This window comes from Paenibacillus sp. J2L1-98 (assembly GCF_056269405.1).
Genome location: NZ_JBWDNW010000002.1, coordinates 477,536 through 489,530, shown reverse-complemented (window position 1 = coordinate 489,530; position 11,995 = coordinate 477,536). Strand labels below are relative to the sequence as shown.

Annotated in this window: 12 protein-coding genes; 10 read left to right on the top strand and 2 right to left on the bottom strand. The window is 46.6% G+C overall.

The features are described 5' to 3' along the window. The first annotated feature begins 187 nt into the window (after positions 1-187). The 5 genes from AC0YNZ_RS07070 to spo0A all read left to right on the top strand — a co-directional run bounded on the left by AC0YNZ_RS07070 (position 188) and on the right by spo0A (position 5,421). Positions 188-655 carry a hypothetical protein gene (locus AC0YNZ_RS07070; protein WP_475825938.1) on the top strand — a complete coding sequence of 156 codons (468 nt, stop codon included), beginning with the start codon at positions 188-190 and terminating at the stop codon, positions 653-655. Positions 656-672: 17 nt separating this feature from the next. Continuing rightward, positions 673-1,125 (top strand): transcriptional regulator AhrC/ArgR, encoded by a 453-nt coding sequence (gene ahrC / locus AC0YNZ_RS07065; protein WP_475825937.1) that lies wholly within the window; start codon positions 673-675, stop codon positions 1,123-1,125. Positions 1,126-1,146: 21 nt separating this feature from the next. Continuing rightward, positions 1,147-2,859, top strand: a complete 1,713-nt coding sequence (gene recN, locus AC0YNZ_RS07060) for a DNA repair protein RecN (RefSeq protein WP_475825936.1) — start codon at positions 1,147-1,149, stop codon at positions 2,857-2,859. Positions 2,860-2,982: 123 nt separating this feature from the next. Then, positions 2,983-4,311, top strand: coding sequence for a SpoIVB peptidase (gene spoIVB, locus AC0YNZ_RS07055; RefSeq protein ID WP_475825935.1), 1,329 nt, complete (start codon positions 2,983-2,985; stop codon positions 4,309-4,311). A gap of 297 nt (positions 4,312-4,608) precedes the next feature. Continuing rightward, positions 4,609-5,421, top strand: coding sequence for a sporulation transcription factor Spo0A (gene spo0A / locus AC0YNZ_RS07050; RefSeq protein WP_475825934.1), 813 nt, complete (start codon positions 4,609-4,611; stop codon positions 5,419-5,421). Positions 5,422-5,605: 184 nt separating this feature from the next. On the opposite strand, the gene AC0YNZ_RS07045 is transcribed toward spo0A, so the two are convergent. Further along, entirely contained in the window at positions 5,606-5,773 is a 168-nt protein-coding gene (locus AC0YNZ_RS07045; protein WP_475825933.1) for a mechanosensitive ion channel protein MscL, read from the bottom strand. A gap of 135 nt (positions 5,774-5,908) precedes the next feature. Between AC0YNZ_RS07045 and coaD the strand changes: the two genes are divergently transcribed. After that, entirely contained in the window at positions 5,909-6,385 is a 477-nt protein-coding gene (coaD, locus tag AC0YNZ_RS07040) for a pantetheine-phosphate adenylyltransferase (RefSeq protein ID WP_475825932.1), read from the top strand. A gap of 105 nt (positions 6,386-6,490) precedes the next feature. On the opposite strand, the gene AC0YNZ_RS07035 is transcribed toward coaD, so the two are convergent. Then, positions 6,491-6,784 carry a DUF2627 domain-containing protein gene (locus AC0YNZ_RS07035; protein ID WP_475825931.1) on the bottom strand — a complete coding sequence of 98 codons (294 nt, stop codon included), beginning with the start codon at positions 6,782-6,784 and terminating at the stop codon, positions 6,491-6,493. Between the two features lie 221 nt (positions 6,785-7,005). Here AC0YNZ_RS07035 and lpdA point away from each other — a divergent pair, with 221 nt between their 5' ends. The 4 genes from lpdA to AC0YNZ_RS07015 all read left to right on the top strand — a co-directional run bounded on the left by lpdA (position 7,006) and on the right by AC0YNZ_RS07015 (position 11,987). After that, complete coding sequence (gene lpdA / locus AC0YNZ_RS07030) at positions 7,006-8,433, top strand: dihydrolipoyl dehydrogenase (RefSeq protein ID WP_475825930.1); 1,428 nt, start codon at positions 7,006-7,008, stop codon at positions 8,431-8,433. 98 nt (positions 8,434-8,531) lie between these two features. Further along, positions 8,532-9,560 carry a thiamine pyrophosphate-dependent dehydrogenase E1 component subunit alpha gene (locus AC0YNZ_RS07025; RefSeq protein ID WP_475825929.1) on the top strand — a complete coding sequence of 343 codons (1,029 nt, stop codon included), beginning with the start codon at positions 8,532-8,534 and terminating at the stop codon, positions 9,558-9,560. After that, a complete protein-coding gene (locus tag AC0YNZ_RS07020; protein ID WP_475825928.1) occupies positions 9,560-10,543 on the top strand; it encodes an alpha-ketoacid dehydrogenase subunit beta in 984 nt (327 codons plus the stop codon). Before AC0YNZ_RS07025 ends, AC0YNZ_RS07020 begins: the two co-directional genes overlap by 1 nt. A 121-nt stretch (positions 10,544-10,664) precedes the next feature. Then, positions 10,665-11,987 carry a dihydrolipoamide acetyltransferase family protein gene (locus AC0YNZ_RS07015; RefSeq protein ID WP_475825927.1) on the top strand — a complete coding sequence of 441 codons (1,323 nt, stop codon included), beginning with the start codon at positions 10,665-10,667 and terminating at the stop codon, positions 11,985-11,987. Positions 11,988-11,995: the final 8 nt, after the last annotated feature.

The following is an 11,995-nucleotide window of genomic DNA, read 5'->3' as shown; positions in this document are numbered from 1 at the left end:
ATGTAATAATCAGGAAGGTGTCAAGCAGAATCATAGCTGCTCGGCATCTTTTTTACTTTACAGCAACCTGCTCGATTTGATAAACTATAGAAACCAAACAAACGTTCGGTAAAGTTTGCAAACAGGAAAATGCCCCCAGCATAGCGAACGAGTAAGTGAACAATCCATTTGCGAATGGGGGATGCTAATGGGCACATACGGTGATTGGTTTATTATGCTTTTTGCCGGTGGTTTGTTTGTAGTGTGGATATTCAGAGTATTTCACCGATGGCTGCACGAGCCTGCAAGCGTTAAGCGTCTTAAGCTCGGTAAAGGCGGCGTGTTAGCAGATGATGATGAGAATATTTTATTGCTTGAGCAGGCTGGATATGAAGTAAGCTCAGGAAAGCATTTAATTCCGATTCCAATCAAGCTGGACGATGTGCCGCTTGGAAGGGGAAGTCGGTTATATATTGATTATATAGCGGAAATGGATAATTGTACGTATATCGTAAAAACAGCACGCGATCGGATGCCGATGGAATGGACGGCTAGTGGTGTTAGGGATCGATTGCTTGTGTATTCACTGTTATTGCCAGAATGCGAAGGCATATTGTTCGTTGACGCGAAGGAAAAAGTCATCCGCAAAATAACGTTTCACATCTCAGACCAATAACTCATGGAGGTTTTTGTATGAAGGGGATTCGCCAATATCGAATCAAGGAAATTATTACAAACCGCATAATCGAAACACAGGAGGAGCTTGTAGAAGCGCTGCGCGCAACCGGGATGCAGGTAACTCAAGCAACCGTATCGCGCGATATGAAGGAATTGATGCTTATCAAGGTACCGGCGGGTGAAGGGAAATACAAATATTCTATTCCGCAGGAGCAACAGCGCCAAAATCCGATTCATAAGTTAAAGCGTGCGCTGCTTGATCATTTTGTACATATCGATTTCACCGATAACCTTGTTGTCATGAAGTGTCTGCCAGGATCGGCAAATGCAATTGGAGCTTTGGTCGATAATATGGAATGGTCAGAGGTTATGGGCACAATCTGCGGTGATGATACAATCTTGATGATTTGTCGCACCAAGACGCAGAGTGGAGAAGTTGTGGAACGCTTGCTGGAACTATTGAACTAAATTAGGGGAGGATATTAAGCCATGCTGCGTGAGCTATCTATAAGGAATTTAGCGGTAATCGAAGAAGTGAACGTTACATTTCATCATGGATTTCATGTGTTGACAGGTGAAACAGGTGCAGGTAAATCGATTTTAATTGATGCGCTAAGCTTGCTGGTTGGCGGTAGGGGCTCCGCAGACATGGTACGGTATGGATGTGAGAAAGCCGAGATGGAGGCGTTGTTCGATCTTCCTGGCAGTCATCCTGTTTGGGTCGTGTTAAACAAGCTCGGTGTACATGCCTCCTGCGAGGAAATGCTGGTTATCAGGCGCGAGCTTTCGTCACACGGCAAGAGCAACAGCCGTGTAAATGGTCAACTCGTTACGATGACGATGCTTCGGGAAATTGGCGAGTGCTTAGTTAATATTCATGGTCAGCACGAACATCAATCATTGCTTCGCACAGATCAGCATTTGGAATGGTTAGATATGTTCGCAGGCGATTTGTTAATCGAACGAAAGCAAAATTACAGAAGCGTATTTAAAGAGCTGCAGCAAACCAGAGCTTCGCTGCGCGAGCTGGAAAATTCAACAAGACAAAACGTTCAGATGCTGGATTTGTATCGTTTTCAGATTGAAGAAATTAAAAATACCCAGCTTAAGCCAATGGAAGATGAATTACTTGCCGAACAGCGGCGCAAGCTACTGTATGCGGGGAAAAGAATGGATGGCGTGTCAGAGGCATATTCCTTGTTATACGGGGGAAAAGGTCTCGATATGGTAAGCAAAGCGGTTGCGAAGCTGATTGATATCCAGACCTATGATGCGGTGAAATTAAGTCCCTTGCTGGAGCAGCTTCAATCTGCGTTTTATCAAGCGGAGGATGCAGCTTTCCAGCTGCGGGATTATCGTGATGGTATAGAATCTGATCCAGACCAGCTGTCGCAGGTGGAGGACAGACTTGATTTAATAAATGGTTTGAAGCGGAAATACGGGGAAACAATACCGGATATATTAGCTTATTTAGATCGGACAATTATAGACCGTGACAAAATCGAAAATCGTGATCAGCTGCTTGAAGAGCTTCGATTAGAAGAAATTAGGCAGTACGAACAAGCATTGGTTCTAGCTCAGGAATTATCGCAGCTTCGCGAGCATGCAGCTGCGAAGCTGTCTGAAGCGATCGAGAACGAGCTGGGACAGCTACAAATGTCTTCCGCTAAGTTTCGGGTGCAAATCGATACGACCATTGACGGAACAGGGGAGACGAAGCAAATTCGCCTGCACATTAATGGAATGGACGAAGCGATTTTTATGCTTTCAACAAATCCGGGTGAGCCTTTGAAGCCGCTAAGCAAAATTGCATCCGGAGGAGAAATGTCACGCATTATGCTCGCCCTAAAGAGCATTTTTGCAGAGATCGATCAAGTTCCTGTCCTAATATTTGATGAGGTTGACACAGGCGTAAGCGGTCGGGCGGCGCAAGCCATTGCAGAGAAGATGTCGCAGCTCGCAATGAAGTGCCAGGTGTTCTCGATTACTCATTTACCTCAAGTAGCATGCATGGCAGATCATCATTATGAAATAAGGAAGCAGGTTATTGAAGATCGAACGTCTACTTCGGTAACGGAGTTGATCGGCACGATGCGTATTGAGGAGCTGGCTCGCATGCTTGGCGGTGTAGAGGTAACTGAAAAAACCAGACATCATGCACAAGAAATGCTTGATTTGGCTCACAGGCAGAAGGGAGCGTAATGGAAGCCAATTAGGGAATGTTTTTGCGGACATAAAACAACAGGGTGAGGGTAACTTAAAGGTACGCCAATGGCGATGCAGCCTTTAACGTCATGCGATGGAATTACAGGGAGCGTGAAATCATTGAACTCCAATCAAAGGAAGCGATGGTTTGGCCTAGTTCTCGTTTTCTTCATTTGCATGATCGGAATCTCCACCCCGTTTCAACATTTTGCCGCAATTCCGAATGAACTTCGTTTATTCTCCGGGCAACTGAAACGATTGCAATACGGAGTTCCCGTTCATGCAGAAGTAACGGTCGACCCTCAGATGCTTCAGATTAACGGATCAACCAGTCATTCTTTATCCGTAAATTTGAATGAAACACTGTCACTTCAGCCGAATCAAAGCGGTCAAACCAAAATGAAAGTGAAATTATTTGGTAAAATTCCATTTAAGACTGTAAAAGTGAATGTAGTGCCTGATTTACGAGTTATTCCCGGTGGGCAAACAATTGGAGTCAAGGTCAAATCATCCGGCATTTTAGTTGTGGGTCATCATCAGGTCTCTGGCAGCGATGGCATGAAGCAATCGCCTGGAGAGGCTGCAGGACTCCGGCTGGGCGATTTAATTGTTAAGATCAACGGGACAAGCATCAATCAAGTACACAGAGTTGCAGAGCTAAGTGAGAAGGCTGGCAATGATAAGAAGCCGCTTGAAGTTACTTATAAGCGTGACGGACAATTAAGCAATACGCAGTTAAGCCCTGTATTTGATGCAGAAGATAAGGCTTGGCGGCTGGGCTTATATATCCGTGATTCAGCAGCTGGGGTAGGAACATTAACATTTTATGCTCCTGATCAAGGCGTATATGGGGCACTCGGACATGTTATAACCGATATGGACACGCAAACGCCGATAGAGGTTGGCGAAGGTCAAATATTACAATCAAGCGTCACGTCCATTAACAAGAGCCAAAATGGCGAGCCGGGAGAAAAAAGAGCGCATTTTGTGAAAGAAAGCAAAATATTAGGCAATGTAGAGCGTAATACTCCGTTTGGCATTTTCGGCAAAATGAATGAAGTGCCGACGCATAGCTACAGCGAAAATGCAATGCCCGTAGCCTTTGCCGAAGATGTCAAAGAAGGGCCAGCGCAAATTTTGACTGTTGTAAATGGACAAAAGGTTGAACGCTTTGATATCGAAGTTGTCCATGTATCAAAGCAAACCGGTCCAGCCACTAAAGGTATGGTTATTAAAATTACAGACAAGCGACTGTTAAGTAAAACCGGCGGTATCGTTCAAGGAATGTCGGGCAGTCCGATTATACAGGATGGCAAGCTGGTGGGCGCAGTTACTCATGTGTTTGTGAATGATCCTTCATCAGGGTATGGCTGCTTTATCGAGTGGATGCTGCAGGATGCAGGCGTATTACTGAAGTCGGCTAACGGCAGAATTGGCGAGGCTGCTTAATGGTTGCAATTTAAAACGAGACGTCTGCTTAGGCTGGATGGAGCCAAGGCAGACGTTTTTTTTTAATTTTTATCCGGTCATCTAAAAACCGCGTGGCACATACAATAAGTGAAGAAAATTGTCGAAAGAGGGCGAAGGAGATCGTTACATGTAATAAATTTTTAATTATATCGAAACAACTTTAAATAATAAAGAAAAATAATTTTCGACAGAAGGAATTCAACTCCACGTGTCGAAAACTTTAAGGAGACAACAAGTGAGCGATATCATGAATATCATTTAAGGGAGGACCACAACTTGCATAAGATCGAAGTATTATTAGCAGACGACAACCGTGAATTTACTAACCTGTTATCGGAGTATATATCTGAACAAAGTGATATGAGTGTGAGTGGAGTTGCGTACAATGGAGAAGAGGTCTTAAGACATTTGGAGGAAACAAGAAAAGTTCCTGATGTACTTATTCTCGATATTATAATGCCGCATTTAGACGGTTTAGGCGTTCTCGAGCGTCTGAAAGAAATCAACCTGTCCCCGATGCCGAAAATTATTATGTTGACAGCCTTCGGTCAAGAAAACATTACCCAAAAAGCGGTGCAACTTGGCGCGTCCTACTACATTTTGAAGCCGTTTGACATGGATATTTTAGCAAACCGTATCCGTCAGCTTGTTGGTAACTCAACGTATTCGTCGACGGGAAGTTTTTCAACGAGTTCTTCCTCTTTGAAATCAAACGTCGTGCCAATTGCTAAAGGGAAAAATCTGGACGCTAACATTACGAGCATCATTCATGAAATCGGAGTGCCAGCTCATATTAAAGGCTATCAGTACTTGCGAGAAGCGATCACGATGGTTTACAACAACATCGAAATTCTTGGCGCGATTACAAAAACGCTTTACCCGGCAATTGCTGAAAAATTCAAAACAACGCCTTCTCGCGTTGAACGCGCAATCCGGCACGCGATTGAAGTCGCCTGGACCCGCGGCAACATCGACAGCATTAGCCATTTATTCGGTTACACCATCAACATCAGCAAGTCGAAGCCGACGAATAGCGAATTTATTGCGATGGTCGCAGATAAGCTTCGGATTGAGCATAAGGTGAGCTAGATGGGAGCTTTGTAAGGAATGGCGGGTGATGGTAACATGCCCGTATATTCCGCGAGACATGGTTTGAAACCGCTTTACGTTTTAAGAAACGCTGATGCTTACAACCGCTATTTGTTGGGTTATCCAAAACCAATGAAAAGCGGTTTTTTGTTTATGAAACAAAAAAAGGCCATCATAGGATGCCTCAGTTGTATACGACTCTTCGGTTTAAATAGACGTTGCTGCCATATTTCTTGATTAAACCAGACGATTCTGCTTTGATAAAGCTATGTATTTCTTTTAAGCGCTGACTTTGCGGTTGAATCGTTTCTTTTACTTTCCCGTCGACGGTAACGTCGAATACGATTTTCATGACTGCACCTCTTTTTCTTTAGTTACTCTAATCATAGTGCTGTTGTATTTCGGCATAATAAAATAAAATAGTGTAATTTGTAATCTTATTTTGAAAGCATCATCGCATTGTAAACGAATGATTTGAGGTGATAGGATGAAAGCGGTTTACGCAGGCAGCTTTGACCCGATTACGCTCGGTCACGTATCCGTTATTGAGAGAGCGTTCCAATTGTTTAGCGAGGTTCATATTATTGTCGCGAATAACCGGTCGAAGAAACATTATTTTACGATTGAGCAACGAACGGAGCTCGTTGCTTTGTCCGTGCCGCAGGATGAAAAAATTCAAATTATACCCTATGAGGGCATCGTTGCCGATTATATTAACGAGCATAACATTAACGTTGTCATTCGGGGGATTCGAAATGCAACCGATCTTGAATATGAGCTGCAGCTTGAGCAATATATTCGCAATACGACGATGGCCGATACGATCTACTTATCTCCTTATACACATTATATGCAGACGAGCAGCTCTCTCGTCAGAATGTTTCTGATGTCCGACAAGACGGAACTGGCCGCTTCTTATATGGTGCCGAAGGCGTATTTGCAAATGCTCGAGTATGTAGAGTAGCTTCATATTTCATGCAAGCATGCGCAAAAAAACCGCCGGTCCTGGATCGGTTCGACCCGTGACACTGCGGTTTTGTATGCGGATTGAGCTATGAACTACATATAATTAGTTTTGCGGCTTCGGCGGGCGGGGGCGCTTTTCTTTGAAGCGGGGCGCGACATAATTACGTTTGCGGTCCCGGAAAAAAGTCCAGCCTGCGATAAAGCCGGCCCCTGCGGCGAACATAACAAATCCGAGCAAAAACTTCAACCAATCAAAGTCGGGCGTAATGGCGTCATTCCCGAAATCGGAGAAATAAAAGAATACGGAATCTTTCATTTTGAGAAAGCCGAAACAGGCCAGCAGTCCTGGAATAACTAGCATGAGGATAGCAATAAAGCGTGCAGTAACTAATTTCATAAAAACAGTGTCTCCTTATCGGTCAAAATATACAGGTAGCTCTATCATACCTTTTTACGCGCAGAGTGTCTATTTCATAAAGGACGGTGATATCGCCGGTAAAAACAGGTACAATAAGGATGCATGTCATGTTACAATGCGGATGGGCAAGAAAGAGCCACGCCACGGAACATTAGGCTTTACCAGCATATATTGAAAGTATTTATGGAGGGAATTTGATTATGGCAATACAGGTGGATGTAGCTGTACTCGGAGGCGGACCAGGCGGTTATACGGCAGCCATTCGAGCAGCTCAGCTAGGCAAGAAGGTAGCGATTATTGAAATGGATAAGTTAGGAGGAACTTGCTTACATAAAGGCTGTATTCCAAGTAAATCGCTGCTTCGCAGTGCGGAAGTATATGCAACATTGCTCGAAGCGGGCTCATACGGCATTCAAGTTGCAGAGGGAGCAATTTCACTCGATTACAATAAAGTGCAAGAACGGAAGGATCAAACGGTAGAGCAGCTATACCGCGGACTTCAAGGGTTAATGAAGAAAAACGGGATTCAGATCATTCAAGGCAAAGGAAGAGTGATCGGTCCTTCGATTTTCTCACCTAAGAGCGGGTCGCTGGCGGTCGAGCTTCCGGATGGGGAAATGGAGTCTGTCGTATCGACTAATCTGATTATCGCGACAGGCTCAAGACCTCGCTTATTGCCGGGGTTAGCGCCCGATGGCGAATATATTTTGTCCAGCGAGGAAGCGCTAGTGATGGATAATCTGCCTGGTTCAATCATTATTGTGGGCGGAGGCGTGATCGGTGTGGAATGGGCGTCGCTGCTGCAGGATTTTGGTGTTCAGGTTACGCTGGTGGAAGCAGGCTCGCGCTTGCTGCCGGGCGAAGACACGGAGGTTTCTGCTGAGCTGACCAGAGTGCTCAAGAAGCGCGGGGTACGCGTTCTGACAGGCATTCAGCTTCAGACCGACCAATATAAAGGCGAAAACGGAGAAGTATCGATCGTGGCAGCGACACCGGAAGGGGACGTAATGCTGACTGCGGAGAAGCTGCTGATTTCTGTCGGACGTGAGCCGAATGTGGAAGGGATCGGCCTTGAAAATACAGACATCCGCACGACTAACGGCGCGATTGAAGTGAATGGTTTCGGTCAAACGAGCGAGCCGCATATTTATGCGATCGGAGATGTTACCGGCGGAGTTCAGCTCGCGCACGCGGCTGCACATGAGGGATTAATCGCCGCGGAGCATATTAGCGGAGAGAAGCCGGCTGCCATTCAGCCTCATTTGATTCCAAGATGTATATATTCCCGTCCGGAAATCGCTTCCTACGGTTTGACAGAGGATGGAGCCCGTGCGAAAGGGCATGACATCAAGACAGGCAAAATTCCGTTTCAAGCGATCGGCAAGGCACTCGTGCTTGGAGAGAAGGATGGCTTTGTCAAAGTGATTGCTGACCGTAAAACAAATGACATCGTCGGTGTCCATATGATCGGAGCACATGCGACAGATCTTATTTCTGAAGCAGCGCTGGCAGGGGTCCTTAATGCAACGCCATGGGAGGTCGGCCAAATGATCCATCCTCATCCGACGCTTGCAGAGGCACTGGGAGAAGCGATGCTGGCTGTTGACGGCAAAGCAATATCGTTCTAAGGATGACTGTTTTCTTTTTGGATCAAATGGAGTTATAATGTATATGATCAAGTCTTAGTACCAGGTTATAATAGCGCAAAAAAAAGGAGGAACACCTTATGACCCAATCTGCTGGGCAAAATGTTCGTCATTTGGAATTAGGGCTTAGCAATGAGCAAGCAATTGATATGTATGTAACGATGGTGACTGCACGTAAGTTTGACGAGCGGATGCTGCTTCTTCAGCGTGCCGGTAAAATTAACTTTCACGTTTCCGGTGTCGGCCAAGAGGTGGCACAGGTTGCGGCAGCTTTTGCGCTTGACCGTGATAACGATTATTTTTTACCGTACTATCGGGATTACGGCTTAGTACTCTCGGTAGGCATGACGGTGCGCGATTTACTGTTGTCGGTATTCGCGAAAGCGGAGGACCCGAATTCAGGCGGACGCCAAATGCCCGGCCATTTCGGCTCGAAGAAGCTGCGGATTGTGACGGGCTCAAGTCCAGTTACTACGCAGGTTCCACATGCGGTAGGCATTGCGCTTGCAGCGAAAATGAAAAAAAAGCCGCTTGTCAGTTTCGTAACGTTTGGAGAAGGATCGAGCAACCAGGGTGACTTCCATGAAGGCTGCAACTTTGCGGGCGTGCATAAGCTTCCTGTCATTTTTATGTGTGAAAATAATCAATATGCAATCTCCGTACCTGTCCATAAGCAGCTTGCCGGAAAGGTCGCTGACCGTGCGCTCGGCTATGGCTTCACTGGACTTCAGGTAGACGGCAACGATGCTCTAGAAGTGTTCCGGGTTGTAAAGGAAGCGCGCGAGCGCGCAATTGCCGGAGAAGGCCCGACACTTATTGAAGCGCTTTTGTACCGAATCTCGCCTCATTCTACATCAGATAACGATCTTGCCTATCGTACGAAGGAAGAGGTTGATCTCAATCGTGCGAAAGACGGCATCCCTAAATATATGCAATACCTGATCGATTGCGGCATTTGGTCAGAGGAACTTGAGGCGGAGCTTCAAGCCAACGTTCGCAAGGTGCTTGACGAGGCTACCGAATATGGCGATAAAGCACCTTTCCCGACGCCGGAGTCTACATTGCTTCACGTATATGCGGATGATGCTGAGCAAGGGGGTAGGGAATAATGGCAGTAATCGAATATATCGATGCAATCCGCCAAGCGATGAAGGAAGAAATGGAACGCGATGAGGACGTCTTCGTTCTGGGTGAGGACGTTGGTCTCAAAGGCGGCGTGTTCACAACAACGAAAGGTTTGCTGGAGCAATTCGGAGAGCTTCGAGCGCTTGATACGCCGCTAGCGGAATCTGCGATTGCAGGCGTTGCAATCGGAGCGGCGATGTATGGCATGAAGCCGATCGCAGAAATGCAATATTCCGATTTTATGTTCCCGGCAACCAATCAAATTATCAGCGAAGCAGCCAAAATCCGTTACCGCTCGAACAATGATTGGACGTGTCCGCTCGTTATCCGCGCGCCGATTGGCGGCGGTATTTTCGGCGGTCTGTATCATTCGCAATGTCCGGAATCTGTGTTTTTCGGCACACCCGGTTTGAAAATTGTCGCTCCATATCGTGCTTACGATGCGAAGGGATTACTGAAGGCCGCTGTTCGCGACCCGGATCCGGTCATTTATTTTGAAAATAAAAAATGCTATAAGCTCATTACGGGCGAGGTTCCCGATGATGATTACATCGTTCCGATCGGGAAAGCGAATGTGCTTCGTGAGGGCGATGACATTACCGTTATCGGTTATAGTCTTCCGCTTCATTTCGTAGAGCAGGCAGCCGAAGAGCTTGCAGGCGAGGGGATTAACACGCATATACTTGATTTGCGGACGCTTCAGCCGCTCGATAAAGAGGGCATTCTTGAAGCCGTGCGAAAAACGGGCAAGGTGCTTATTGTCCATGAGGATAATAAAACGGGCGGTGTCGGCGCTGAAGTATCAGCCATTATCGCAGAAGAGCTGCTTTATGAGCTGGATGCTCCGATCATGCGTCTATGCGGGCCGGATGTACCGGCAATGCCGATCAATCCTCCGGGCGAGAAGTTTTTTATGCTAAACAAAGAAAAAGTGAAAGAAGCCATGCGGCAGCTTGCGCTTTATTAAAATATAAGAAAGTATAAGTAACGTATTTATACAAAGCTTATATGTCATTGCGAAACGCTTGCTGCGCCGCCAGAGGACGGCTGTAGCCGTTTACGCTTGGGCCAGTAGGGAGATGTGAACTATGAAAACTAAGGCGGAAATCGTCGTGCCGCAGCTTGCGGAATCACTCGTATCGGCCACCATTGATAAATGGCTGAAGCAGCCAGGTGATTGGGTCGAACTTTACGAACCTGTCTGTGAAATAATAACGGATAAAGTAAATGCGGAATTGCCATCCACTGTGGCCGGCAAGCTTGTCCAAATTTTAGTCGGCAAGGGTGAGACCGTTCCGGTCGGCACACCGATCTGCATAATCGAGACGGAAGGATCGGCAGATCATGCGGGAAGCGGTGCAGCGGAATCTGTGGCTGAAAATACAGGGAATGCTACCGTAACTACAGCAGCTGTGGAAGACGCGCCGATGCGCAACCGGTTCTCGCCGGCTGTGCAGCAGCTGGCAGCTGAGCACGCAATCCGATTGACCGATGTTCCCGGAACGGGTCTTGGCGGACGTATAACGCGTAAGGATGTACTTGCTTACGTTGCGGCCGGCGCAGGAAAAGCGAATAATACTTCAAGCGGGAACGCAGCCGCGCAAGCGCCTAATACGGTAGATGCGGCGGCACAGGTTCGTTCCTCGGGGATGCATTTGACGGAAACGCCAAGGTTCCCCAAAATTGAGGTTGAAGGCGCGTCCGGGCTTGGCCGCGGTGATAGCTTTATTGATGTGACGCCTATTCGTAATACGATTGCCCGCAATATGAGGCAGAGCGTAAGCGAGATTCCGCATGCTTGGACGATGATTGAAGTGGATGTAACGAATCTGGTTCTGCTTCGGAATAAGCTTAAAGATGATTTCATGAAGCGCGAAGGCATCAATTTGACTTATTTGGCTTTCCTGCTCAAAGCTGTCGTAAATGCGATTAAAGACGTGCCTATCATGAATTCCATGTGGGCGGTGGATAAAATAATTGTCAAGCGGGACATTAACATCGCGCTTGCAGTCGGTACGGAGGATTCCGTTCTCACTCCGGTCATCAAAAATGCTGATCACAAAAACGTTGCCGGATTGGCAAAAGAAATTGAGGAGCTGGCCCGTAAGACGAGAGAAGGAAAGCTGACGCTGTCTGATATGCAGGGCGGCACCTTTACCGTCAACAATACAGGATCCTTCGGATCTATTTTGTCATATCCGATTATTAACTACCCGCAAGCTGCCATTTTAACCTTTGAATCAATCGTGAAGCGTCCAGTCGTTATTAATGACATGATAGCGGTTCGTTCAATGGCTAATTTATGTCTGTCGCTCGATCACCGGATTTTGGACGGCGTCATTTGCGGTCGTTTCTTGCAGCGCGTAAAGGATAATTTGGAGAGCTTTAACCTGGAAAGCAAATTGTATTAGAAAAGGGG

What these genes read in the sequence shown, in the direction of transcription:
- AC0YNZ_RS07070 (WP_475825938.1), top strand. Translation starts at nt 188, where the DNA reads ATGGGCACATACGGTGATTGGTTTATTATGCTTTTTGCCGGTGGTTTG.
- ahrC (WP_475825937.1), top strand. Translation starts at nt 673, where the DNA reads ATGAAGGGGATTCGCCAATATCGAATCAAGGAAATTATTACAAACCGC.
- recN (WP_475825936.1), top strand. Translation starts at nt 1,147, where the DNA reads ATGCTGCGTGAGCTATCTATAAGGAATTTAGCGGTAATCGAAGAAGTG.
- AC0YNZ_RS07045 (WP_475825933.1), bottom strand. Translation starts at nt 5,773, where the DNA reads ATGAAAATCGTATTCGACGTTACCGTCGACGGGAAAGTAAAAGAAACG.
- coaD (WP_475825932.1), top strand. Translation starts at nt 5,909, where the DNA reads ATGAAAGCGGTTTACGCAGGCAGCTTTGACCCGATTACGCTCGGTCAC.
- AC0YNZ_RS07035 (WP_475825931.1), bottom strand. Translation starts at nt 6,784, where the DNA reads ATGAAATTAGTTACTGCACGCTTTATTGCTATCCTCATGCTAGTTATT.
- lpdA (WP_475825930.1), top strand. Translation starts at nt 7,006, where the DNA reads ATGGCAATACAGGTGGATGTAGCTGTACTCGGAGGCGGACCAGGCGGT.
- AC0YNZ_RS07025 (WP_475825929.1), top strand. Translation starts at nt 8,532, where the DNA reads ATGACCCAATCTGCTGGGCAAAATGTTCGTCATTTGGAATTAGGGCTT.
- AC0YNZ_RS07020 (WP_475825928.1), top strand. Translation starts at nt 9,560, where the DNA reads ATGGCAGTAATCGAATATATCGATGCAATCCGCCAAGCGATGAAGGAA.
- AC0YNZ_RS07015 (WP_475825927.1), top strand. Translation starts at nt 10,665, where the DNA reads ATGAAAACTAAGGCGGAAATCGTCGTGCCGCAGCTTGCGGAATCACTC.